This is a genomic window from Streptomyces sporangiiformans (assembly GCF_005768555.2).
Lineage (GTDB): Bacteria > Actinomycetota > Actinomycetes > Streptomycetales > Streptomycetaceae > Streptomyces > Streptomyces sporangiiformans.
Genome location: NZ_VCHX02000320.1, coordinates 62,277 through 85,667, shown reverse-complemented (window position 1 = coordinate 85,667; position 23,391 = coordinate 62,277). Strand labels below are relative to the sequence as shown.

20 protein-coding genes are annotated in these 23,391 nt (G+C 69.9%); 15 read left to right on the top strand and 5 right to left on the bottom strand.

The features are described from left to right. Positions 1 to 222 precede the first annotated feature (222 nt). The 3 genes from FGD71_RS39830 to FGD71_RS39820 are packed head-to-tail and all read left to right on the top strand — an operon-like array spanning position 223 to position 3,984. Positions 223 to 1,434 carry a YcaO-like family protein gene (locus tag FGD71_RS39830; RefSeq protein WP_119105432.1) on the top strand — a complete coding sequence of 404 codons (1,212 nt, stop codon included), beginning with the start codon at positions 223 to 225 and terminating at the stop codon, positions 1,432 to 1,434. Next, on the top strand, positions 1,431 to 2,723 hold the full coding sequence (locus tag FGD71_RS39825) for an MFS transporter (RefSeq protein WP_140936053.1): 1,293 nt from the start codon (positions 1,431 to 1,433) through the stop codon (positions 2,721 to 2,723). Before FGD71_RS39830 ends, FGD71_RS39825 begins: the two co-directional genes overlap by 4 nt. Further along, positions 2,716 to 3,984 carry an ATP-grasp domain-containing protein gene (locus FGD71_RS39820; protein WP_119105430.1) on the top strand — a complete coding sequence of 423 codons (1,269 nt, stop codon included), beginning with the start codon at positions 2,716 to 2,718 and terminating at the stop codon, positions 3,982 to 3,984. The genes FGD71_RS39825 and FGD71_RS39820 overlap by 8 nt, the downstream gene beginning before the upstream one ends. 53 nt (positions 3,985 to 4,037) lie before the next feature. Here the strand turns inward: FGD71_RS39820 and FGD71_RS39815 are convergent, their stop codons facing one another. The 3 genes from FGD71_RS39815 to FGD71_RS49435 all read right to left on the bottom strand — a co-directional run bounded on the left by FGD71_RS39815 (position 4,038) and on the right by FGD71_RS49435 (position 6,483). Beyond that, the gene (locus FGD71_RS39815; RefSeq protein ID WP_240437004.1) at positions 4,038 to 5,075 is read right to left on the bottom strand and encodes a LacI family DNA-binding transcriptional regulator; all 1,038 of its coding nucleotides are present in this window, start codon (positions 5,073 to 5,075) and stop codon (positions 4,038 to 4,040) included. 124 nt (positions 5,076 to 5,199) lie between these two features. Further along, the gene (locus FGD71_RS39810; RefSeq protein ID WP_119105429.1) at positions 5,200 to 5,976 is read right to left on the bottom strand and encodes an alpha/beta fold hydrolase; all 777 of its coding nucleotides are present in this window, start codon (positions 5,974 to 5,976) and stop codon (positions 5,200 to 5,202) included. Between the two features lie 108 nt (positions 5,977 to 6,084). After that, positions 6,085 to 6,483, bottom strand: coding sequence for a hypothetical protein (locus FGD71_RS49435; protein ID WP_240437003.1), 399 nt, complete (start codon positions 6,481 to 6,483; stop codon positions 6,085 to 6,087). Between the two features lie 336 nt (positions 6,484 to 6,819). Here FGD71_RS49435 and FGD71_RS39795 point away from each other — a divergent pair, with 336 nt between their 5' ends. The 3 genes from FGD71_RS39795 (at position 6,820) to FGD71_RS39785 (ending at position 9,715) form a co-directional block, all read left to right on the top strand. Beyond that, positions 6,820 to 7,128: a CU044_2847 family protein gene (locus tag FGD71_RS39795; protein WP_119105428.1), complete on the top strand. Its 309-nt coding sequence runs from the start codon at positions 6,820 to 6,822 to the stop codon at positions 7,126 to 7,128. Positions 7,129 to 7,287: 159 nt separating this feature from the next. Continuing rightward, positions 7,288 to 8,013, top strand: a complete 726-nt coding sequence (locus FGD71_RS39790; protein ID WP_140936052.1) for a hypothetical protein — start codon at positions 7,288 to 7,290, stop codon at positions 8,011 to 8,013. Further along, a complete protein-coding gene (locus tag FGD71_RS39785; RefSeq protein ID WP_119105426.1) occupies positions 7,994 to 9,715 on the top strand; it encodes a hypothetical protein in 1,722 nt (573 codons plus the stop codon). Before FGD71_RS39790 ends, FGD71_RS39785 begins: the two co-directional genes overlap by 20 nt. On the opposite strand, the gene FGD71_RS39780 is transcribed toward FGD71_RS39785, so the two are convergent. Beyond that, a complete protein-coding gene (locus FGD71_RS39780) occupies positions 9,651 to 10,577 on the bottom strand; it encodes a radical SAM protein (protein WP_162931349.1) in 927 nt (308 codons plus the stop codon). The genes FGD71_RS39785 and FGD71_RS39780 overlap by 65 nt on opposite strands. A 373-nt stretch (positions 10,578 to 10,950) precedes the next feature. Between FGD71_RS39780 and FGD71_RS39775 the strand changes: the two genes are divergently transcribed. From FGD71_RS39775 to FGD71_RS39755, 5 genes are all read left to right on the top strand, one after another. Continuing rightward, positions 10,951 to 11,805: an ABC transporter permease gene (locus tag FGD71_RS39775; protein WP_119105424.1), complete on the top strand. Its 855-nt coding sequence runs from the start codon at positions 10,951 to 10,953 to the stop codon at positions 11,803 to 11,805. Beyond that, a complete protein-coding gene (locus FGD71_RS39770) occupies positions 11,802 to 12,689 on the top strand; it encodes a carbohydrate ABC transporter permease (RefSeq protein WP_119105423.1) in 888 nt (295 codons plus the stop codon). The genes FGD71_RS39775 and FGD71_RS39770 overlap by 4 nt, the downstream gene beginning before the upstream one ends. Positions 12,690 to 12,727: 38 nt before the next feature. Then, positions 12,728 to 14,377: a type 2 periplasmic-binding domain-containing protein gene (locus FGD71_RS39765; RefSeq protein ID WP_119105422.1), complete on the top strand. Its 1,650-nt coding sequence runs from the start codon at positions 12,728 to 12,730 to the stop codon at positions 14,375 to 14,377. Between the two features lie 73 nt (positions 14,378 to 14,450). Next, entirely contained in the window at positions 14,451 to 15,509 is a 1,059-nt protein-coding gene (locus FGD71_RS39760; protein WP_119105421.1) for a LacI family DNA-binding transcriptional regulator, read from the top strand. Positions 15,510 to 15,531: 22 nt separating this feature from the next. Then, positions 15,532 to 17,529, top strand: a complete 1,998-nt coding sequence (locus FGD71_RS39755; RefSeq protein WP_119105420.1) for a DUF2264 domain-containing protein — start codon at positions 15,532 to 15,534, stop codon at positions 17,527 to 17,529. A gap of 63 nt (positions 17,530 to 17,592) precedes the next feature. On the opposite strand, the gene FGD71_RS39750 is transcribed toward FGD71_RS39755, so the two are convergent. After that, a complete protein-coding gene (locus FGD71_RS39750) occupies positions 17,593 to 18,180 on the bottom strand; it encodes a TetR/AcrR family transcriptional regulator (RefSeq protein WP_119105419.1) in 588 nt (195 codons plus the stop codon). 283 nt (positions 18,181 to 18,463) lie between these two features. Between FGD71_RS39750 and FGD71_RS39745 the strand changes: the two genes are divergently transcribed. Genes FGD71_RS39745 through FGD71_RS39730 form a run of 4 tightly spaced genes read left to right on the top strand, consistent with a single transcriptional unit; the run spans position 18,464 to position 23,382 of the window. After that, positions 18,464 to 19,102, top strand: coding sequence for a (2Fe-2S)-binding protein (locus FGD71_RS39745; protein ID WP_240437001.1), 639 nt, complete (start codon positions 18,464 to 18,466; stop codon positions 19,100 to 19,102). Next, positions 19,099 to 20,091 carry an FAD binding domain-containing protein gene (locus FGD71_RS39740; RefSeq protein WP_119105418.1) on the top strand — a complete coding sequence of 331 codons (993 nt, stop codon included), beginning with the start codon at positions 19,099 to 19,101 and terminating at the stop codon, positions 20,089 to 20,091. The genes FGD71_RS39745 and FGD71_RS39740 overlap by 4 nt, the downstream gene beginning before the upstream one ends. After that, positions 20,088 to 22,232: a xanthine dehydrogenase family protein molybdopterin-binding subunit gene (locus FGD71_RS39735; RefSeq protein WP_119105417.1), complete on the top strand. Its 2,145-nt coding sequence runs from the start codon at positions 20,088 to 20,090 to the stop codon at positions 22,230 to 22,232. Before FGD71_RS39740 ends, FGD71_RS39735 begins: the two co-directional genes overlap by 4 nt. Further along, positions 22,225 to 23,382 carry an XdhC family protein gene (locus FGD71_RS39730; protein WP_119105416.1) on the top strand — a complete coding sequence of 386 codons (1,158 nt, stop codon included), beginning with the start codon at positions 22,225 to 22,227 and terminating at the stop codon, positions 23,380 to 23,382. Before FGD71_RS39735 ends, FGD71_RS39730 begins: the two co-directional genes overlap by 8 nt. Positions 23,383 to 23,391: the final 9 nt, after the last annotated feature.

Genomic DNA, 23,391 nt, shown 5'->3' with positions numbered 1-23,391 from the left:
TAGCATCAGCGTGGCTGATCGTCATCCAACTATGGAGGATGCATGTCGCAGGTAGTTCGGCAACAGGTCGCCAGCACGGGCGCCGCCAATGCTGTCAAGACTTCAGTCCACAGTGCCGGGGCGGCAAACTCGGTGAAGCGTCGAGTCAGTTCCTCCGGCGCCGCCAACGCCGTGAAGTCGTCAGTGTCCAGTGCAGGCGCGGCGAACGCTGTCCGTTAAGCGTTGCCCGATTACCGCAGGGCCGAATCTCCCCGGAGACGGCACGGCCACACATCTCCCGGAATACCGCCGGAAGCCACACTGCGGCGTTTCGGCCCCGTGGGAAAACAAGTGGGGATAACCCGGCTGGCCGATGTGACCGGACTCGACCGTGTCGGCCTGCCGGTTTATCTCGCGATCCGTCCTACGGCCCGTTCTCTGGTGACGAGCATCGGAAAGGGCCTCACCCCGGCCGCGGCCAAGGTCGGCGCCTTGCTCGAGAGCGTCGAGACCTGGCACGCGGAGCACCTGCACCTGCCCACCCGGACCGCACGTCACGCCGACATCACCGCCGACGGCGAAGGCGCCTTGGATGTGGCCGAACTTCCCCGCGCCATCGGCGGGATGCTCGATCCTCATCAGAAGCGGTCCTGGGTACGAGGAGTTGACCTCACCACCCAGGCCGTCACCTGGGTCCCCGAAGAGTCCGTGTCGATGAACTTCGTGGCCGACCAGCTCGGCGAGCCCGGCCTTGCCAGGAACTCCAACGGCCTCGCCTCCGGTAACTCGCTCGAGCAGGCGATGCTGCACGCTCTGTGCGAAGTCGTCGAACGGGACGCCGAATCCCGCTGGCGTGCGGCCTCGGAGTCGCACCGGGTGCGTCTGGACACGGTGGAGGACCCGCTCTGCCGTCGGCTGATGGGGATGGTGCGCTCAGCAGGTCTGCATCTCGCGGTCTGGGACGTCACCTCGCACACGACGGTGCCGTGTTACGGCTGCGTCGTGCTGGCCCCGCCGCAGTGCGACTCAGTCCTCGACGCGGGTGTGCACGACGGCTTCAGCTGCCACCCGTCCCCGGCCACCGCCTTCGCCGGAGCGATCAAGGAAGCGCTCCAGAAGCGCCTCACCTACATCGCCGGCAGCCGGGACGACCTGAGCCGTGAAGAGGTCGAACGCGTCCGCTCCCCGGAGCTGGTCGAAGCGGTGTGGGACGAACTCGCCGCCGAGCCCTGCGACATGAGTCTCCAGGACCGGCCGTCGTTGTCCACCGGTTCGTGGGCCGACGATCTCCGGGCGGTGGTGCGGGCGGTCACCTCCGGCACACGGCATGCCGTGGTCGCGGTCGATCTGACTCGCCAGGAGCTCGGTGTGCCGGTGGCCAAGGTGCTCGTCACCCGTATGGAGGGCCCGTTCGGTATGTGCGAGCCGGCCGAGCCCGGCCCGGGACCACTGTGAGGCCGGCCGCCGCCGGTCCCGACATCGCGACACCGGATACGGGCCGCCGGGACTTCGGCCGCATGTGGCTGGGGCAGAGCATCAGCCTGATCGGCGATCAGGTCTCCCTGTTCGCCCTGCCCAGCCTCGCCATTCTGGTGCTGGAAGCCAGCGGCCCCCAGGTCGGGGTACTGCACGCGATGGCGACGATCGCCTTCCCCGCGCTGGGACTGTTCGTCGGCGCCTTCATGGACCGCGTACGGTGCCGCCCCTTCATGATCGCCGCCGATGTGCTGCGGCTGTTGCTGTTCCTGTCGGTCGCGGTCCTGGCACTGGCGGACGTCCTCGGCCTTTGGCACCTGTACGTCGCGGCCGCGCTGGCGAGTGTGTGCACCGTCGTGTTCGACGTCGGATACCAGACGCACCTGCCCCGCCTGGTCAGCCGAGACTTCCTGCCCGTGGGCAACGCACGCCTGGAAATGTCCAGCAGTGTGGCGCGCGCGGGAGGACCGGTCGTCGCCGGCGCGGTCACCCAGGTGCTGGGACCGGCGCTCGCGGTCGCGGCCAACGCGGCGAGTTTCCTGGCCTCCGCGACGGGCCTGCTCACCATCCGTACCCCCGAGCACACCATGCCGGTCCCGGCGGACACGCCGTGGCGGAAACAGATTCTGGACGGGGCACGGCACATGTGGCGCACCCCCGTTCTGCGCTGGCTGTCGGCCGCTGCCGCACTGCGCAACCTGAGCATGGCCATGGTCGAGACCGTCCTGCTGCTGTTCCTCTACCGGGCCATGGGCCTCTCACCGGCTCCGGCAGCCCTCGTCCTGGCAGCCGGAGCGCTGGCGGCCGTGCTCGGTGCCGTCGTCAGCCGGGCTCTCGTGGACCGGGTGGGAGTCGGCCCCGCACTGCTCGCCACCGTGACCGAGGGGGTCGTCTGGGCCGGGGCGCCGCTTGCCCTGGCGACCGGATCGAGTGCGGTCGTCATCGCCATCGCCTTCGTCTCCGCGGTGTGGCTGCCGGTCTGGAACGTCACCGTCACCACACTGCGTCAGCTGATCACCCCACCGCATCTGCTGGGCCGGGTGCACGCCACCGCCCGCACGATCAATCTGTGCACCATCCCGCTGGGAGCGGTGCTCGGCGGCCTGCTGGCCGGCTGGGCCTCCGCGCTGTGGGGCGAACGCGCCGGACTGGGCGCCGCCCTGGCCATCGCGGGGCTGATCAGCATCAGCGGACTGCCGTTCCTGCTGCGCAGGGAGATCCGGAACATGCGCCGGCTGCCCTCCATGGAGGAGAATTCTGATGGCTGACCGCCTCCCACACCCTGGCGGACGCATCGGGTTCGTCGAACTCCTGCCGCCCGGCGCCATGCCGAGTCCGCACAGCAACGGCGTCGCCGGGCTGCGCGCCGCGCGCAGGCTCGGCTGCGAGACGGTCGTCGTGACGGCGCACCGGCATCGCCTGGAACCGGCGGTCGGTGAACTCGTCGACACATGGATCGGCTGCGACACCACGAGCGCCGACCTCGTGACCGATGCGGTGGCGGGGCAACGGTTCGACGCGCTGATCAGCTGGGTCGATCCGTATGCCGGTATCGCCCAGGAGGTGGCGACCCGACTCGGTCTCGACACGGCCAACCCGGACTGGCCGAGCGGCGGCTGGAACGACAAAGCCGCTGTGCGTGCCCGTCTGGACGACCATGGCCTGAACAACGCCCGATGGGCGGTCGTCAACGCCCACGACCCCGTCACGGCCATGCCCGTACCGGCACCGGCCGTGGTCAAGCCGGTGGACGGCTTCTCCAGCGTCGACACCGTACGAGCCACCACGCCGGTGGAATTGCGGGGCGCGGTCGCCGACCACCGACGCCGTTCCAGCTACGGCGACGCGGTGACCCCGGCGGGACGGCTGATCTGCGAGCAGGAGCTGCACGGTCCCCTGGTCAGCGCCGAGGGCATGGCCGTCGACGGCCGGCTCGAGATATGGGGTCACACCGACCGCACACTCAGCAGGCCTCCCCACTACATCGAAACCAGTGTCGCCTTCTCCACGGAGCCCCTCCACCCCGATCTGGACGACTACGCCGCGGCCGTGTGCAAGGCACTCGGCTACCGCAACGGCCCCTTCCACTTCGAAGCCGTGCTGACCGACACCGGCCCGGTTCTCGTCGAGATCAACACGCGTCTCGTGGGCGCGGGGATCCACCGGGCCATCGATCTCGCCACCGGCGTCTCCTGCGCGGAACAGGTGCTACGCGGCTGTCTCGGCCTGCCGTTCCTGGACCCGCATGCCGACGGCGCGGTGTGTCTCGCCCACATCACGGCGCCCTTCAGCGGCCGTGTCGACACCATCGACGGAGTCGAAGCCGCCCGGCAGTCGGCCGGCGTCCATGACGTCGTGTGCCGCGTCGCCGTCGGGGAAACCGTCACCGCCACGGGCTCGAACACCGACCGGTTGTGCTACGTGCTCGCATCCGGCAGGACCCGCCACCAGAGCCGGCGGACCGCACAGAACGCCGCCCGAAAGATCGACATCACGGTGGTGCGGCCACCGGAGAACCACTTCGCGTGACGGGTACGGCTGTCCCTTTCGCGACGGTCGGCCGACCGTGCGCCACCGGCTCGCTAGGAGGGCGCCGCCGTGGAGGCCCGCACCACTAGACGCGGGGGGAGCACGACTTCTTGGGGTTCGGTGCGGCCCGCGTCGAGGCGTTCGACGCCGGCGGCCACCGCGTGCCGGGCCTGTTCCTCGGCGCTCTGGCTGACCGTCGTCAGGTTGAAGCAGCTCAGCCTGGACAGTGCGTCGTCGTCGTAGCCGGCGACGGAGACCTCGCCGGGGACGGTGACACCTGCCCGGGTGAGCGCCGTGAGGACACCGATGGCGCACTGGTCGTTGAACGCCACGACGGCGGTGGGCAGTTCGGCGCCGTCGAGGAGATGGCGGGCGGCCCGCTCACCCGCCGCCTCGGTGTTGTCGCCGTGCAGGATCCTGATGTGCTCGTCGAGGGCGTGGCGGCGCATGGCGGTGCGGTAGCCGCGGCGCCGGTCGGTGGCGATGACGCCCTTGCCGCCGTCGACGTAAGCGATCGACCGATGGCCGAGCCCCGCCAGGTGGTCGACGATCTGGCCGACTCCGTCTTCGTCCGCGGTACGGACGACGTCCAGTTCGGCGCCCGTGATCCGGCGGCCCACCGCGACCACGGGGACCTTGTGGTGCAGGGCCATGAGCGTGTCGGCGGGGGCGACCGGGCCGAGGAGGATCAGCGCCTCGCTGCGGAAGGCGAGCAGGGTCTCCACGGCGGTCTGCTCGTCTCGGGTGCGGGTCAGGGTACTGAGGACGAGGTCGTAGCCGACCTCCTCGGCGGCCGTGTGCAGGTGCTCGACCAGTTCGGCGTGGAAGGGGCTGTGGATGTCGACCATGACGCCGAGCAGCCGGCTGCGTCGGCTGGCCAGGAGGCTGGCGTTGCGGTCCGCCTTGTAGCCGAGCTCGGCGGCCGCCTGCAGCACGCGCTGCCGGGTGCGCTCGCTGGGGCCGGGCACCCCTCGGAGCACCAGGGAGACCGAGGCCGTGGACAGGCCAACCCGCGCGGCCACGTCCTCGAGCCGGGGGCGGGAATTCGCGCCCTGGCCCGTACGAGGGGCGGCGGAGGCTGCTTCGTCCACTGATCCTCCTGTCCGGGGCTCCCGGCACAAACACCCCTGATCACGCCCGGTAAGCCGGACCGATGGTACCAGCTTCTTAAAACGGTTTAAAAGCGTGGGCCGGCCGCCTCGTCCCGCCCACTGTTCATACCTTGCCGCTCACGAACCGGTCGAGCGCCGAGGTGAGCTCCGCGGGTTTCTCCACGGGCAGTTCATGGCCGGCGTCCACGATCCGGACCACCGCGTCCGGGTAGTCCTTGGCCATCCGCAGCATCTGCGAGACCGGCAACTGGATGTCGTGGTAGCCGTGCACCAGCAGCGTGGGGACCTGGATCTCGCCGACCCGGTCGAGGACGTCGAAGGCCCGCATGGCCGCGTAGTAGGTCATGACCACGTCCCGCGGCGTGGCCGCGGAGGCCCGGATGTACTCCCGGATCTCTTCGCGGGGGTAGCCGGGGGCGAAGGCCCGCTGGATGTTGGCTGCGACGAACAGCTTGAACGGCACGAGTGTCGACGCCGCCATCAGCAGGCCCCTCCCCCGGCTGTAGGTCATCCGGCTGATCGAGTTCACCAGCACCAGCCGCTCGATCCGCTCGGGATGACCGAGCGCGAGGGTCTGCGCGATCATCCCGCCCATGGAGTGGCCGACGGGGATGAACCGGTCGACCTCCAGATGGTCGAGGAGGGCGAGCACGTCCCCGCCCAGCTCCAGGATCGTGCCCGGCGCCCCGTCGCTCTCGCCGTGGCCACGCAGGTCGAGCCGGATCACCCGCCGCCGCTGGGCGAAGTGCGCCATCTGGTGGTCCCAGCGGTGCCGGTTGGCCGTCCAGCCGTGGATGAACACCAGGGGCGCGCCGTCGCCGTCGCGGGGGCCCTCGTCGTCGTACGTCAGTCCTGCGCCGTCGACAGCGAGCTGCGGCATCAGTCGTGCCCTCCTGGAGTGCGGTCCGGGTACGGGAAGTGCGGTCCGGGTACGGGAAGTGCGGTGCGCAAACGGGCCGGGCACGGTCGCCGAGCGCCCCGGTGGCCGTCATCGCCGCTTGCCGAGGAAGTCGAGGATGTGCCCGGACACGTCGAGGGCGGCGCCCCGGCCGAGGAACGTGTCGAGGTGACCGTAGCCGGGAATCCCGGCGTACGCCACGTCCAAGTGCGGCTGCCGGTCGGTTGGCGAGTACCTCCCACCAGTAGGGCACGTCCCATCGTGGGCGCCCCGGCGCCCACGATGGGACGACTTCTTCATCCACGGTGGCAGCCGCGCCAACATTGCCCGTGTCGGCCGCATACCGCCACGCTCGCGCAACTGGGCGCCCACATAGGCCGACAGTGCGTCGACGTGCTCCTCGTTGCAGGCCCACAGGACCTGGCCGGCGCAACGGGCCTGCAGCCACAGCGGCCGCCGGAAGAACGGATCCTCACTACCGCCCAGCACCGCACCGCACCGACCAGCCCGGCACCCCGCACCTCGGGTTCCCAGTCCGCGACGGCACCGCACCCTGCGCAAGCCAGACGGCGTGGATGGAACAGAGGTTTGCTGAACTACTTGTGCGCGGTAAGACCGGGGCCACCCGCGACCGGTTCCGCGAACGCGTCCCACAGCACGCCGACGGCGTTGAGCGCACACGTGAGTTGACGCTGCGGCTCCAGTGAAGAATCGGCCCGCGAGAGAAACCCGGACTGTCTGCCGCCGGGAAGTCAACCTCCCTATAATTCCCCCTACTTGTGCACTGCGAGCCGGAGATCGATTCACACGGGGGCCGGGGGCGGCATGAATGATGCAGATGTTCGAGTAGAAGTGGTCGAGCTGGACGACCTCGGAAATCGAGAAATCAGCGAGGGATCCCGGCTCACCGCTCAACTGGCGGAGCGAAGCACGGAAGTACAGGAGGCGATCAGAGAGGCGTCGGCGATCGCACAGGACTCCCTGGAGAGCCTTCCGGACCGCTCCGGGTGGAGAGTTTCCGGCCTTCAGATCACATTCGGGCTGACTTTGGCCGTGGAGGCCGGGGTCATCATCTCCAAGGCGTCGGGAGAGGCTTCGTTCGAGGTGACTCTCTCCATAGAGCGGACGGGGTGACCTCTCATGTGCGACTCATGCTGGGTGGCCATGTACCGGAACGATCGCCTGCTCGGCGGAGGCCTCCGGTTCACGCACGATCTCGTCATCACGGCGGCGCACTGTCTGGGACGCAACCCCCGGCGAGGTGACACCTTACGGCTGTATACCGCGAAGGCGGTGGTCGACGGCAGCGACGAGGAGATGTTCGACGGGACCGTGGTGGAACTCCCACGTGGCGACATCGCACTGATCGAGATGCATCTCCCGCGCGGTCCGGGCGGGCACATTCCCCCGACCACCGCCAGGGCCACGCGCGACGATCCCTGGCGTGCCACGTACCGACCGACGCTGGAGCTCGGGGCACTCACCGGAACGGTCTCCGTCCCGTCCCTCCCTAAAAAGGCGAGGGACGGCGAAGTCATCGAGGTCATCCAACTGCTCTGTCCCGGAAATCTTGGCAGCCACCGAGGTTATTCCGGCAGTCCGGTCGAACTGGAACCGAGCAGCGCACTTCCGCGTGGTGCCATCCTGGGAATCCTCTTGCAGCAGCAGCCGAACCGGGCGAAGCCCCAGGAGAGCTCGGACACTTTGTACGCGGTTCCCGTCCAGGAAGCCGTCACCAGATTCGAGAGCCTGAGCGATCGTCATCTACTGGAATGCCTGATCGCGGAGTCATGGCAACAGCAGCCCATTGCTGGTGCCGCGGAAGGCGAGGACGGAAAGGAGGGCAAGGACGGCCCGGACCAGAAAAAGCGCCGGAATTCCTCCGTGCCCATGGAGCACGCCGACCTCCTCCTCGACATGTGGGGAAAGGCCGACCTCCTGGACGCGCACCAGATCCAGAGCATCCGAGCCTGGATGGACGAGCATCGGGAAACCGACGATGATCAAAACCATCTCTGACGCCGTCGCGTACGCGGAGAGGATGCTGTCCGACGAGGACGAACACGTCCTTCCCAGAGAAGAGGCGGACGCGTTCTCGCGGCGCCTCAGGCTCCTCGATCCCGCCTCCGAGCCTCCTCAGCAACTCGCCGAAGGCATCACGCGCCTCTCCCGGCTGCTCAGCCGTCTCGGCATGCGTGAGAACGCCCGGGTCGTCATTCAGCGGGCGCTGCGGCACATGGAGCTGGTCGAGGCGGACCAGACCATCTTTCCGCCCTCCGCCTGGAACCAGATAGCCGTCCAACTCGCGCTGCACGGCGAACTGGACGAGGCCAGGCTCGTCCTGAACTACGCGCTCAGCAGGGCCCGCGACCCTTCCTCCTCGCCTCAGGACGCGTCGCAGGACGTCATCATCCTCACCAACCTGAGCGTCATCAGCCTGCGCTCCGACAACACCGAGTACGCGGAGAGCTGGGCCGAGCGCGCACGGGCCGCGCTGCGCGCCCACCCCGATCACCCACAGGCCGGGAGGCTCGACGTCACCCTGGCGTCGGTGGTCGTGGACATCGCGAAAGAGTGGGGTGACCCGGACCGGCTCGAAGACGCGGCACGGGAACTGGGCGCGTCCGCGCTGCGGCTCCTCGCAGAGGGTGGCGAGGGGCAGCCCGAAGTGCTGAGCGCCCTCGCCACTCTCGCCGACGCGAAACTCACCCTCGCGCGCACCGCCGGGTCCCTGAACGACATTCACACGGCACTCGGCGTCCTGGAGCGGGTCGCCCAGAAGACCATGGTGTTGTTCAGCGCGGAGAGCCCGCTCGCCCTCTCCACCCAGGCGAACCTGGCACGGGCCAGATTCGAGCTCGCGCGGTTCTCTCGGTCGAGAGACGCCGACGCTCACATCAAGAGCGCCGTGGAATCCCTCGACTCCGTCGTCCAGTTGACGTTCACGGCGCTGGGAGAGCACCACCCTCAGAGCATCGCAGCGGCGGACAACCTGGCAACGGCCCGGGACGACGCGAAGGCCGTGGTGGGCCTCAGGGAGAACCTCGCTCACTTCTACCGCCCCCGCGACAACGAGCGCCGCAACTTCGCCAAGTCCGAGGCCATCAGGCGGGAGAAGGACCTGATCCGCATCATCGCGTTCGGCGGCGCCTCCTACTTCATGGGACCACTGGACCGCTACAAACCCGACATCGAGGAGAGACTGACCCGGGGCACGAAGGTCAAGGTGATCATCAGCAATCCCTGGAACAGCATCGCGTCGTACTTCCTGGTCGGCGAGACGGAGGAGCCCGGCGAGGCCACGACGGTGAACAGCCCGGACGTCGCCATGCGCCATATCCAGGACGGCGACTACATGCAGACGTTCCGCCCCGTCATCACCAGTTACCGGCGCCTGCGCGAGACGTACGGGGACCTCATCGAGCTGCGCATCGCGCCCATGGACATCCCGGGCACGAGTCTGCTCACCTCCGAAGTGGGCTTCTTCGAGCCCTACATGACCGCTGACCCGAGGCACCGTACACGCCGGGGTCTGAAGACATTCGAGATCGAGTTCGGCCAGATCAGCCACTTCTACGACGTCGACGACCGGGCGTTCGACGAGTACTGGACCATCTCGCACACGGTGGACGAGTACGAGACGGCGGAGGAGGACTTCAAGTGGCTGCTGCGACGGCGTCTGGAGATCCTGTGGGCGACCATGTCGGGTAGGTCGAAGTGAAGTTGGCGGCGTTCGCGTCGCCCTCGACACAGTCCCGCAACCACCCCTCCCCGCGCTCGTAGAGCTCGAAGAAGGATCCGAGGCGCCGCTCCTCGCCGTCGTCGATGACCACCGCGCCACCGTCCGGGTCGACGAAGAAGTAGTTCCCGCTCCTTGTGGAGTTGCGATAGACGCGAAGCTCCACACCACGGTCGGCGGCCGCCTTGGAGCACCGCTGCACGACCTCCTCGAACTCCCCCGGCCCGAGCGCCAGTAGGTGACGGTTGTCGGCTCCGTAGTTGGTCTCCGACATCTCGTAGACCTTCCAGATGTCCGGCAGGAAGGGGTCGTCCTCGATCAGGTCGAGGACTCGGTCGGCGCCCCGTGCGTTCAGTCGGGTCACCACCGTGCCGAGTTTGATCCCCACCGACGGATGTGATCTGCGGGCCTGTCCGAGCAGGGCGATCACTCGCTCGCGGTGACGTGCGTGCCCGATGCGCATCGCGGCGTGCTCTCCGGGATCGGCCGACTCCAGGGGCAGAGCGATCCAGGAGAGGTGCGGGAGGATCTTCTCCATGGTGGGAATCGGCGCCAGTCCATTCGTGGACAGCACGATCTTCGGTCCCGGTTCGCCCGGCGCGTACGGCGCTCCGAGTGCGGCCGCCAGTCGCGCCAGGTACGGCAACAGCGTCGGCTCTCCCCCGGAGATCACCACGCCCTTGACGCGTTCGGCCCGCAGGATCTCGACCACGCGGAAGGCGTCGTCCTCCCCCATGGTCGGAAGGTCGTGGCGAGGGCCGTAACAGAAGAGGCAGTCGAGATTGCAGCGCCCCAGCGGACGGAAATCCACATAGTCGGGCAGGCACCTCTGGCGTTGGATCATCGGGGGAGCCAGCTCCAAGCATGGGGCGAACAGTTGCGGACGTGACGATAGTTGAAGGCGGGGGCTCCGCATGTGAGCGACAGCCCCACGTCCGTGGTATCCGCCTTCCCTTCCCGGCCGGCAACTCCCGTCTCCGTGCTGGGCACGGCCCGGCCCGGGCCCCACGAATGTGTGCCAGAAGTGTTGACCCTGGTTCTGAAAACGTTTTAACTTCCCTTCACTCCATACCCGCAGCCGAGGAGGCTCCGTGGCAGCGCTGCTGCGCGAGCGCCCTGGGAAATCGACGGTGAGCCGCTCTTCCCGTCGCCCGTTAGGCGCTCCAGTGAAGCGAAAAGGTTTTCACCGACGCCGCAGCCGGACGCTGTTCCTGCTGATGGTGCCCGGGCTCGTGTACTTCCTGGTGTTCCACTACGGAGCGCTGCTCGGCAACCTCATCGCCTTAAAGGACTACGTGCCCTTCGACGGCATCTGGGGCAGCCCCTGGGTCGGCACCGGCAACTTCCAACGGATGTTCGAGGACGGCGCGTTCTGGGACGCGGTCCTCAACACCCTCTGGATCGCGGTCCTCCAGCTCGTCTTCTACTTCCCCGTCCCGCTCGCCCTGGCCCTGCTGCTGCACAGCCTCACGTGGAGCACCGTCCGCCGCTTCGTGCAGTCGGTGGCGTATCTGCCGCACTTCATCTCGTGGGTGATCGTCGTCGCCCTGTTCCAGCAAGTCCTCGGCGACACCGGCATGGTGAACAGTTATCTCGGTGACGCGGGGCTGAGCACCGTCGACATCATCGGCAACCCCGACGCCTTCAAGCCGCTGGTCGTCGCCCAGGTGATCTGGAAGGACGCCGGCTGGGGCACGATCATCTTCCTCGCCGCGCTGGCGCAGGTCGACGAGCAGCAGTACGAGGCCGCCGCGATCGACGGCGCGGGACCCTGGCGGCGCTTCTGGCACGTCACGCTGCCCGCGATCCGCCCGGTGGTCGTCCTGCTGCTCATCATGCGCCTGGGCGAAATCCTCTCCGTCGGCTTCGAGCAGATGCTGCTCCAGCGCGACGCGGTGGGACCCGAGGCCGCCGAGATCATCGACACCTTCGTCTACTACCAGGGCATCGTCGGCGGCGACTACGGATTCGCGGCCGCGGCGGGCCTGTTCAAGGGCGTCATCGGCGCCCTCCTCGTCTACGCGGCCAACAAGGTCGCCCACCGCCTCGGCGAACAGGGGGTCTACAAGTGAGCGCCCAGGTACGGCCAGGCTGGATGGAGAAGCCGAAGCCCGTCACACAGGCCGCCAAGGCGGTGGCTCTCGTCGCGGTCGTCCTGCTGGTCTGTGTGCCGTTCCTGGTCATCCTGTCGACCTCGCTCGCCTCGCAGCGCGAGGTGGTCGCGGGCGGCGGCTGGGTGCTGTGGCCACAGGACCCGACCTTCAAGGCGTACGAGGACATCCTCGCCGGCGGCGTCGTCACCCACGCCCTCGGCGTGAGTGCGGGAGTGACCGTCATCGGCACGCTGCTGAGCCTCGCCTGCACGGTGACCCTCGCCTATGCCCTGTCCCGCCCCGGCGTCTTCGGCGGCAAGCCGGTTCTGCTGCTGGTGCTGTTCACCTTCCTCTTCCCGCCGGGCATGATCCCCAGCTTCCTGGTGGTCAAGGAACTCGGCCTGCTCGACTCCTACGCCTCACTGGTCCTGCCCGTACTCGTCAACGTCTTCAACCTGGTCGTCCTGCGCGGCTTCTTCCAGGGCATTCCCGAGGAGCTGTACGAGGCCGCACGGCTCGACGGCGCGGGAGACTGGCGAGTGCTGTGGTCGATCGTGCTTCCGCTGTCGAAGGCGGCGCTCGCGGTCGTGGGGCTCTTCTACGCGGTGGCGTACTGGAACTCCTGGTTCTACGCCTCGCTCTATCTGGAGAGCGACCACTGGCCCCTGCAGCAGGTGCTGCGCACCTATGTCGTGGCCGGTTCCGGGCTCACCGACACGACGACCGGAGAGGCCGCCGTCAACGCGCCGCAGACGATCCAGATGGCGGTCCTGGTGATCGCCACCGTACCGATCCTGCTCGTCTACCCCTTCCTGCAGAAGTACTTCACCAAGGGCGTGCTCACCGGCGCCATCAAGAGCTGACACACCATCACGAGCCGTAAGCGAAAGGTCGTTCGCTCATGTCCAGCATGTCCCGACGCGTCCTCCTGCGTTCCATGGCCGCGGGTGGTGCCGCGATCTCCGTCCCCGGCCTGCTGACCGCCTGCTCCACCGGATCCGGTGACGGCGACGTCTCCAACGCGGGCAAGAAGCTCGCCCCGTGGCCCGCCTACACCGCAGCCGCCGGACCGAAGCCGGACCTCGCCCCCACCGATGCCGGGGTCCAGGCCGGCTACACCTCCTACCCCTCCGACCTGGTCACCTCGGTCGCACGGACCCCGGGCGACGGCTCCACCGTCAAGGTCATGTCCGTCAGCTTCGGCGTTCCCCCGAAGGGAGCGGCTCAGAACCAGTACTGGAGAGCCGTCGAGAAGGCTCTCGGCGTCAAGATCGAGTTCACCGTCATCTCGCAGGCCGACTACCAGAAGAAGATGGCCACGGTGACGGCCGGCGACCCCGAGTCACTGCCCGACATCATCAACGTCTTCTCCGGATTCGCCCTGCCCCGCGAAGCGCAGTTCGTGCAGAAGCGCGCCGAGGACCTGACACCTTTCCTGTCAGGCGAAGCCGTCAAGGACTACCCCAACCTGGCCGGCATCCCCACCCACGCGTGGCGCGACATGGGGCGCATCGGCGGGCGCGTCTACGGCATTCCCCTCGAACGCCCGCTGCCCGGCTCCACGTTGTGGCTCAACCAGGGCTCGTTCACCGACGCCGGGATGAAGGAGGGCTGGACCTCCCAGGATTTCGCCGCCGTCGCCAAGAGGGCCACCCACGGCAAGACCTACGCACTGGGCGCCGCGACGGGCTCCCTGTTCGGAAACGCCGTGCACTCGGCGGCCCACAGGGCGCCGACGGGCTGGGCGGTGGACAAGAAAGGCACATTCCACGCCAACTACACCGACGACCGCTACAAGGCCGCCATCGCCTTCCAGGCCCAGCTGCGCAAGAACGGCTCCTACCACCCCGATGCCACCTCGCTGTCGTCGGCGGACCTGAGCACGCTGTTCCTCAACGGGACAGCCGGCTCCATGCAGAACGGCTTCGGCGCCTACCAGGCCCTGTATCCCGACTCCGAAGGCCTGCTGACGCCGACGCCCTCGCTCCCCTACAGCGTGGACGGCACCCCCGGCGGAATCGTCGCCGCCCGCCGCTCCTTCGGCTACACCATCCTCAAGAAGGCCAAGAAGGAGCGCATCGAACTCCTGCTGCGCATCCTCGACTACCTGGCCGCCCCGTTCGGCACGAAGGAATGGGAACTCCTGCACTACGGACTGGAGGGCCCCCACTTCAGCCGGGGCAAGGACGGCTCGCCGCAGCCGACCAAGCTCGGTGAGGTCGAGAACATCACCAATCTGCCCTTCAAGTACCTGGCCGAAGGACCCCAGGTGCTCTTCGTGCCGGGGAGGCCCGAGGCCGTACGCGCCCTGCACGCCTGGCAGCAGAAGGTGGTGCCGCTCGCCCTCCGCGACGCGTCGTACGGGCTGCAGTCCAGCACCTACACCGCTCAGGGCACCACCCTCAGAGCCTTGGTGGAGGACGCCGTCACCGCCGTGATCGCCGGCCGTTCCCCCATGTCCGAGTTCGACGCCGCGGTGAAGACATGGCTCTCCCGCGGCGGCGACAGAATGGCCGAGGAATACGCCAAGGACTACGCCGCCAACGCGTGACGCGGCGGCCCTGTCCAAGGGCGTCATCGGCGCAGGCAGCCACGGCACAGGCGAGAGAGAAACGGGGAACGGCATGGCGGCAAAGGGGCGGGTCACGATCCGCGAGGTGGCGGAGCGAGCGGGCGTGTCCGTGGCCACGGTCTCGCGCGTGCTCAGCGGCAACTATCCGGTACCGCCGGCCACCCGCACCAGGGTGCTGCGCGCGGCCCGGGCCCTCGACTACGTGGCCAACGCCCACGCCCGCGCCCTGGTCGGCGGCGGCCGCAAGATGGTCGCCGTCGTCCTGCGCCAGGTCACCAGCCCCTTCTACGCCCATGTCGCCGAGGGCGTCGAGGCGGAGGCGGCCGAGCGCGGTTGGCTGTGCCTGGTGGGCACCACGGGCGGGGACCCGCAGCGGGAGATGGACTTCGTCCAGCTCATGCGCGAGGAAGGCGCCCGTGTGGTGATCCTCGTCGGCGGGGTCGTCGAGGACGACGCCTACCGCGAGCGCGTCACCCACTACGCGCAGGCACTCGATGCCGCCGGCGCCCGGCTCGTGCTCTGCGGACGCCCCGCCCCCGATCCCGACATCCCCGCGCTGGTCGTCGAGTTCGACAACGAGGCCGGGGCCCACGCCATCACCAGCCATCTCCTCTCCGCGGGACACCGCAGAATCGTCTTCCTCGGAGGGCTGCCCGGCAATACGGCCCTCGACGCGCGCGTCTGCGGATACCGGGCCGCGCTCGCCGAACACGGCTTGCCGCCCGAGGCCGCCCAGGTCATCGACTGCGGACTCGGCCGCGGCGCCGGACACCGGGCGATGACCGAACTGCTCAAGGGCGACCACGACTTCACCGCGGTCTTCGCCGGTGACGACATGGTCGCGGCCGGGGCGATCCGCGCCCTCGCCGACGCCGGCCTGACCGTCCCGGGCGACGTCTCGGTCGTCGGCTACAACGACATCCCGCTCGCCGAGGACTTCAACCCACCGCTGACCACGGTCCGGACCCCGTCCGAGGAACTGGGACGGGCCGCCGTGCGCATCGCCCTGCGTGACCCCGAACAGGCCGCGGGCGCCCACCACTTGCTCGGCACTCACATCGTCGTACGCGACAGCGTCGCCGCGCCCCCACCAGGGCGCGACACCTTCTGACGGACGGAGGGCCCACCCCCGCATGACCGCGCCGCATCTCTCGGCCGACTCCAGCCAACTGCCGCTCCCCGCCCCCTCGATCTCCCCCCTCACCGGCTACACCCGCGCCCACTGGGAAGCAGCGGCCGACCGCCTGCTGGCCGGCCTGCTCCCTTACGCCTCACCCGGGTTGGCCCAATACCGTCTTCCCGGCCCGGCCAGCCACTCCGGCCCTTGGTCCGACGGGCTGGAGGGGTACGCCCGCTCCTTCCTGCTCGCCGCGTTCCGTATCGCCGGCTCCGACGGGCAGGCCGGTCCCGGCCTGATCGAGCGGTACGCGTCCGGGCTCGCCGCGGGCACCGATCCGTATGGTGACGAGCGCTGGCCGCCCGTCACCGACCGCGCCCAGCCCATGGTGGAGGCCGCGTCCGTCGCGATCGCCCTGCACGAGACCCGGCCGTGGATCTGGGACCGGCTCGACGACCGCGTACGCCAGCGGGTCGCCGACTGGCTCGGCGGATTCGTCGGCGCGCGGACGAACGACTCCAACTGGCGGCTCTTCCAGGTCATCACGGAGGAGTTCCTGGCCTCTGTCGGCGCCCCGCACGACCGCGCCGAGATCGACGCGGGGCTCGCCCGCCTGGAGGACTGGTACCGGGGCGGCGGCTGGTACACGGACGGTGACGGTCAGAAATTCGACTACTACAACGCCTGGGCGCTGCACCTGTATCCGGTGCTGTGGGCGCGCATCGCGGGACCCCGGGCCGACAGCGGCCTGGTGGCGACGCACCGTGCCCGCCTGCGTGAGTTCCTCGGCACGCACCAGTACTTCTTCGGCTCCGACGGCGCGCCCGTGCACCAGGGCCGGTCCCTGACCTACCGGTTCGCCACCACCGCTCCCCTGTGGGCAGGTGCCCTCGCCGACGCCACGCCTCTGCCGCCCGGCCGCACCCGCCGTCTGGCCTCCGGCGCTCTGAAGCACTTCGCCGGCCGCGGAGCGCCCGACGAGCAGGGCCTGTTGAGCCTGGGCTGGTACCGGCCCTTCCTCCCGGTCACCCAGCGCTACTCGGGCCCCGCCTCCCCGTACTGGGCGAGCAAGGCGTTCCTCGGCCTGCTGCTGCCCGCCGACCACCCGGTGTGGACGGCGGCCGAGGAGCCCGGCCCTGTCGACACCGCGGACCGATGTCTGGCCCTGCCCGCTCCGGGATGGCTGCTGCACTCCACTGCCGCCGACGGGATCGTACGACTGGTCAACCACGGCAGCGACCGGCTGCCGCCCCCGCCCGCCGCATCCCAGGACAGCCCCCACTACACAAAGCTCGCGTACTCGAGTGCCGCCGCGCCCGAGACGCCGTCCGCCGACGAGCCGCCCGGCCCCGACAACCACATCGCCCTGGTGGGCCTCTCCGGTTCCTCCCGCAGGGGCCGCATCCATCGGCTGTATGTCCGCGGGCGTCAGGCGGCGTCGTGGCACACCCCTCTCGAAGCGCATGAGGACGATCCAGGCGTCCGCATGACGACGGCCAGCACGGTGCACGGCCCCTGGGAGGTGCGAGTCCAACGTGTACAGGCCCCGACGGGCGTCGGCATCCGCGAAGGCGGCTGGGCGGTGGCCTGCGACAACGCTCCGCCCGCCGAGGAGACCGGTGCGGGCTGGGCTCTGGCCCGCCGAGATGACGGATTGACCAGCGTGCTCGTGGGCCTGCTCGGGTGGGACGACCGCGACGTGCCGGTCCCCGGCGGTGTTGTGCACGCGCGCGACCGCAACGCCTACGGCCGCTACTCGACGACACCTGTGCTCACGTTGCCTCAGCATGTCGGCGGTACGCGCCTGCTGGTGACCCTGGTGGTCCTCACCGCCGATCCGGCCGTGTACCGCGACCTTGATGCCCTGCGCTCGGGTACCCGGGCCCGCGTGGCAGCGGACGGGAGCGTGCGGATCCGTTTCCCGGACGGGGCGCTCGAACAGGTGGCGGCCCAGGCCCTCGTCCCGCCGACAGAACTCTCTGGACCCGACATCCAGCCATCGCGGACGCTGTGAAGCATGGCCACCCGGTGTTTCCGGGGCGACGGCCGACCACTGGTCAACACCGCCGGCTGCTGGTCAGCGCCCCGGAGCGCCGACGCGCAGGCCGTCCATGACGAGGTCCAGGAGCCGTCCCGCGCGGGTCTGCCAGTCCCCGTGGGGGTCGATGTGCCACAGGCCGGCGATGGCGAGGAGGAAGTCGTCGGGGGTCATGCCGGGGCGGATGGTGCCGACTTCTTCGTTCGCCCTCAGCAGAAGCGCGATGGCTTCGCTCACCGGACCGTGCCCCGGTTTGGCCGGGCTGCCGGGCGCGCTGGTCGCCTGCCGCATCGCGTCGGCCAGGCCGGCCTTGGCCATGGCGTACTGGGCCAGGCGGTCCATCCATTCACGCAGCGCCCGGTCCGGTGCGCGGGTCCGCAGCAACTGGGCCGCGGCATCGGCGACCTGCTGCATCTCGTAGCGGTAGACCTCCAGCACGAGGGCTTCGCGGCTGGGGAAGTTGCGATAGAAAGTCCCCTGCCCGACGCCCGCCTTCTTCGCGATCGAGCTCAGCGGGACGTCTGCCGATCGGGTCAGCTCCGCCAGCGCCACTTCCAGGATGCGCTCGCGATTGCGCTGCGCGTCCGAGCGCAGCGGCGCGTCCCGTCTGTCCTCGTTGGCCTGCACTCGTCCTCCTTCCGGGAATCGCGGCAGCGATCGACCTTGCTAAGCGGACAACTGTCCGATAGGTTTTCCGGTGAGCGGACAGCTGTCCGATTAGGCCCACCCTAGCGGCAGACCAACCGGTACGGGCGATCGGAACCGATCGACGACCAGCGGGGGCGGGCACCGGACACCTCCAGAATCCCAAGCTCCCACCGCCGCTTACAGCACCATCTCCTCACGATCCCGGCCGAGTTCGTCCCGTTCGACTTCGACGCGCACCACCCCACGCGAAAGAAGGCTGATCATGGCCCCAGCGCCATCGACGTACAGCGTCATCACCTTGAACGTCAACGGCGAGAAGTACACACTGCCCGTCGACCACCGCACCACCCTGCTCGACGCGCTGCGCGAGCATCTCGATCTCACCGGGTCCAAGAAGGGCTGTGACCAGGGCCAGTGCGGCGCTTGCACGGTGCTGCTCGACGGCCGGCGGGCCGTCTCCTGTCTCCAGCTCGCGGTGGCCGCCGAAGGGCGCGCGATCACCACCATCGAGGGCGTCGCGGACGGTGAGCGGCTGCATCCCGTGCAGCAGGCGTTCCTCGACCTCGACGGCTACCAGTGCGGCTACTGCACACCGGGCCAGATATGTTCGGCCCTCGGGGTGATCGAGGAGCATGCGGCGGGCTGGCCGAGCGCGGTCACCGCCGACGTACGCCCCGAGGCGGGTACGCCGTCCCTGAGCGCCGAAGAGATCCGGGAGCGCATGAGCGGCAACCTGTGCCGCTGCGGCGCGTACGTGTCCATCGTCCAGGCAGTCGCCCAGGCGGCCGAGGCTCACACGGCGCAGAGCCACACGCCGGAGACCCACACGCCGGAGACCCACACGACACGGACCGGGACGGCCGAAGACCGCTCGGCCGAGGCCAAGGAGGCGACGGCATGAGGGAGTTCGGCTATGAGCGTGCCGTCGACGTCTCCGGCGCGGTCACGCTGCTCGACACCGACCCCGACGCGCGCTTCCTCGGCGGCGGCACCAATCTCGTCGACCTGATGAAGGCCGGCGTGGAACGTCCCGCGCGGCTCGTCGACGTACGTGAACTCCCCCTCGACCGGATCGAGTCGGCGCCGGACGGCGGTCTCCTCATCGGCGCGACCGTCACGAACAGCGATCTCGCCGCCCATCCCGAAGTGCGCCGCCGTTACCCGGCGTTGGCGCAGGCCGTCCTGGCCGGCGCATCAGGGCAGCTGCGCAACATGGCCACGGTCGGCGGAAATCTGCTCCAGCGCACCCGCTGCGGCTACTTCACCGACGTGACCGCACCGTGCAACAAGCGTCTCCCGGGCAGCGGTTGCCCCGCCATCGAGGGCGAGCACCACAACCACGCGATCCTCGGCGCCTCCGAGCACTGCGTGGCGACCCATCCCTCGGACATGGCGGTGGCGCTCGCCGCCTTCGACGCCGTCGTCTCGTACGAAACCGCCCACGGGCCGGGCGAGTTGCCCCTCGCGGACTTCTATCTCCCCGTGGGTGACACCCCGCACCTGGAGACCGCCCTGCCGTCCGGCGCCCTGATCACCGGCATCACACTGCCCCCGGCCCCGGTCGCCACTCTCTCCCGCTACCGGAAGGTGCGCGAGCGCGCGTCCTACGCGTTCGCGATCGGTTCGATAGCCGCCGCCCTCGACGTCCGGGACGGGGTCGTACGTGATGTGCGCCTCGCCTTCGGCGCGGTGTCGTCCCGGCCGTGGCGGGCCACGGCCGCCGAACACGCGCTGAGGGGCGCACCGGCCGACGCCGAGAGCTTCGCCGCCGCCGCGGACGCCGAACTGGCGGCCGCCGAGCCACTGCCGCACAACGGATACAAGGTGACGCTGATACGCAACCTCGTGGTGGCCGTGCTCACCGAACTCACCGAGGAGGCCGCCCGATGACCACCACAACGACCGGGACCAGCACGGTGAACGGCTCCGTCGGTACCGCGCACACCCGTGTGGAGGGCCGCGACAAGGTCACCGGCGCGGCCCGCTACGCGGCGGAGATCCCCTTTGACGAGCTCGCGCACGGCTGGCTGGTGGTGTCCACCATCGCCCGGGGCCGCATCCGCTCGCTGGAGACCGCGCCCGTCCTCGAGATGACGGGCGTGCTCACCGTCCTGCACCACCACAACGCCCCGCGTGTCGACTCCGACTACGTCGGGATGCTGGGCACCCCGGACCCGACCGCGGCCGTTTTCCAGCACGACCGCGTGCCGCACATGGGCTGGCCGGTGGCGCTGGTCGTCGCCGAGACGCCCGAGCAGGCCAGGGAGGCCGCCGAAGCGCTCGTGGTGCGGTACGAGGAGGAGCCGCACGACGTCGCGTTCTCCGGCGAACGCCCGGACGCGTACGCGGCGGAAGGCCACATGCCGGCGGTGACCGAGAAGGGGGACCTGGACTCCGAACTCGCCGCGTCCGCCGTCGTCGTGGACGCGGAGTACACCACGCCGGAAGAGCACCACAGCCCGATGGAGCCCCATGCGGCGACGGCCCGCTGGGACGGCGGCCGGCTCGAGGTCCTCGACTCCAACCAGGGCACCACCTGGGTCCAGGGCGAGCTCGCGAAAATGTTCTCACTCGACCCGGACTCGGTGCGGGTGCGGTCCGAACACGTGGGCGGCGGCTTCGGCAGCAAGGGGCTGCGAGCGCACCAGGTGGCTGCCGTGATGGCCGCGACCGCCCTCCAGCGCCCGGTGCGCGTCGTCCTGACCCGTCGCCAGATGTTCTCGCTCACCGGCTACCGCAGCCCCACGACCCAGCGCATCAGGCTCGGCGCCGATGCCGACGGGCGGCTGCGCGCGCTGGAGCACCGCTCCCTGAGCCTCACCTCGACCGTGCACGAGTTCGTCGAGCCGAGCGCCGGGGTGGCACGGGTGATGTACGACGCCGACGCCCACCACACGGCCAACCGGCTCGTACGGCTCGACGTGCCGACCCCGACGTGGATGCGCGCACCGGGCGAGGCGCCTGGGTCGTTCGCGCTGGAGGCGGCGCTCGACGAGCTCGCCGAGAAGTGCGGCATCGACCCGATCGAACTGCGTGCACGCAACAAGCCCGAGCGGGGGCCCGTTTCCGGGCTGCCGTTCAGCACCCACAACCTGCTCGCCTGCTTCCAGGAGGGTGCCCGCAGGTTCGGCTGGGCGGACCGGGACCCGCGTCCCGGCCTGCGCCGGAACGGGCGCTGGCTGCTCGGCACCGGCACGGCGGCCGCCTCCTTCGGCGCGGGAGCGATGCCGTCCACGGCGGTCGTGACGGCGGAGGCGGACGGCACCTTCACCGTGCGGATCGCGGCGGCGGACATCGGAACCGGGGCCCGGACCGCGCTCACCCTGGTCGCCGCCGACGCGCTCGAGGTGACACCGGACCGCGTCCATGTGCGCATCGGGGACAGCGACTTCGGCCCGGCGATGATCGCCGGAGGCTCGATGGGCACCCGGTCCTGGGCGTGGGCGGTCACGGCCGCTGCCGCCGAGTTGCGGGAGCGGCTCACCCTGGGCACCGGCATTCCGCCGGAGGGGATCACGGTACGGTCGGACACCTCCGCGGCCATCGGCGCCCTCGCCCAGAAGGAACGGCACTCCTTCGGCGCGCAGTTCGCCGAGGTCGCCGTGGACGTCACCACCGGCGAGGTGCGCGTGCGGCGCATGCTCGGCATCTTCGCGGCGGGCCGGATCGTCAACCCGCTCACGGCCCGCAGCCAGTTCGTCGGCGGGATGACCTGGGGCATCTCCATGGCCCTGCACGAGGAGGCGGTCAGGGACCAGGCCTCGGGCGGTCACTACGGCGCCGACCTCGCGGGTTACCACGTCGCCGCGCACGCCGACGTCCCGCACATCGAGGCGGACTGGGTGGACGACCCCGACCCCGACGACCCGGTCGGCATCAAGGGCATCGGCGAGGTCGGCATCGTGGGCGCCGCGGCGGCGATCGCCAACGCGGTCTGGCACGCGACCGGTGTGCGCCACCGGCACCTGCCCATCCGGCCCGACCGCGTCCTGCCGGCCGGAGCCGCGGCAGAGGGCGAGCGCGATGCTTGACATCGCCGACGAGCTGAACCGCTGGATCGAGCAGGGCCGGGACTTCGCCGTCGCCACCGTCGTGGCCGTGAGCGGCAGCGCGCCGCGCGGCCCCGGCGCCGCTCTCGCCGTCGACAGCGAGGGCACGGCCATCGGTTCGGTCTCCGGCGGCTGTGTGGAAGGGGCGGTGTACGACCTGTGCGTCCAGGCGCTCCACGGCGGCGAGACGGTGCGCGAGCGGTTCGGCTACAGCGACGAGGACGCCTTCGCGGTGGGGCTGACCTGCGGCGGGGTGATCGAGGTGCTGGTCACCCCCGTCCGTGCCGACGCGCCGGGAAGGAAGGTGTTCGAGGCGGCGCTGTCGGCTGCCGCCGAGGGCCGGGCCGTGGGGCTCGCCCGAGTGACCCGGGGGCCGGTCGAACTGCTGGGCAGAGCGCTGCTCGTCCACCCCGGCGGACCGTACGAGGGCGGTCTCGGCGGGCATCCGCGGCTGGACCGCACAGCGGTGGCGGAGAGCCGCGCCCTGTTGGAGGCGGGGCGCAGCGAGGAGTTCGTCGTCTCGGAGAGTGGATCGCGCTGCGGAGCCGCCCTGACGCTGTTCGTCGAGTCGCGCCTGCCGCCGCCTCGCATGATCGTCTTCGGTGCCGTCGACTTCGCGGCGGCGCTGGTGCGGGCGGGCAAGTTCCTCGGCTACCACGTGACGGTGTGCGACGCGCGGCCGGTCTTCGCCACGCGCGTCCGCTTCCCGGAGGCCGATGACATCGTCGTCGACTGGCCGCACCGTTACCTCCAGCAGACCGCGACCGACGGCCGCACGGTCCTGTGCGTGCTCACCCACGACGTCAAGTTCGACATCCCCCTGCTGGAGGTGGCCCTCCGGTTGCCGGTCGCCTTCGTCGGCGCGATGGGCTCGCGCCGCACCCATGAGGACCGTGACCGGAGGCTGCGTGAAACCGGCCTCACCGAGCGGGAGTTGGCCCGACTGCGCTCCCCGATCGGCCTCGACCTCGGCGCCCGTACGCCCGAGGAGACCGCCCTGTCCATCGCCGCGGAGATCGTCGCGGCGCGACACGGCGGCTCGGGCGTTCCGCTGACCGGCTCGGCGACGCCGATTCACCATGACACGAGCGGGCGCGAGACCAGTGCGCCCGGGGAGCACGCGGCCGCATGACGCGGGCCC

Bases quoted from the DNA above. Each gene is read 5' to 3' on its own strand.
- FGD71_RS39820 (WP_119105430.1), top strand. From the start codon at position 2,716: ATGGCTGACCGCCTCCCACACCCTGGCGGACGCATCGGGTTCGTCGAA.
- FGD71_RS39810 (WP_119105429.1), bottom strand. From the start codon at position 5,976: ATGCCGCAGCTCGCTGTCGACGGCGCAGGACTGACGTACGACGACGAG.
- FGD71_RS39795 (WP_119105428.1), top strand. From the start codon at position 6,820: ATGAATGATGCAGATGTTCGAGTAGAAGTGGTCGAGCTGGACGACCTC.
- FGD71_RS39785 (WP_119105426.1), top strand. From the start codon at position 7,994: ATGATCAAAACCATCTCTGACGCCGTCGCGTACGCGGAGAGGATGCTG.
- FGD71_RS39780 (WP_162931349.1), bottom strand. From the start codon at position 10,577: ATGATCCAACGCCAGAGGTGCCTGCCCGACTATGTGGATTTCCGTCCG.
- FGD71_RS39775 (WP_119105424.1), top strand. From the start codon at position 10,951: ATGGTGCCCGGGCTCGTGTACTTCCTGGTGTTCCACTACGGAGCGCTG.
- FGD71_RS39765 (WP_119105422.1), top strand. From the start codon at position 12,728: ATGTCCAGCATGTCCCGACGCGTCCTCCTGCGTTCCATGGCCGCGGGT.
- FGD71_RS39760 (WP_119105421.1), top strand. From the start codon at position 14,451: ATGGCGGCAAAGGGGCGGGTCACGATCCGCGAGGTGGCGGAGCGAGCG.
- FGD71_RS39755 (WP_119105420.1), top strand. From the start codon at position 15,532: ATGACCGCGCCGCATCTCTCGGCCGACTCCAGCCAACTGCCGCTCCCC.
- FGD71_RS39745 (WP_240437001.1), top strand. From the start codon at position 18,464: ATGGCCCCAGCGCCATCGACGTACAGCGTCATCACCTTGAACGTCAAC.
- FGD71_RS39740 (WP_119105418.1), top strand. From the start codon at position 19,099: ATGAGGGAGTTCGGCTATGAGCGTGCCGTCGACGTCTCCGGCGCGGTC.
- FGD71_RS39735 (WP_119105417.1), top strand. From the start codon at position 20,088: ATGACCACCACAACGACCGGGACCAGCACGGTGAACGGCTCCGTCGGT.
- FGD71_RS39730 (WP_119105416.1), top strand. From the start codon at position 22,225: ATGCTTGACATCGCCGACGAGCTGAACCGCTGGATCGAGCAGGGCCGG.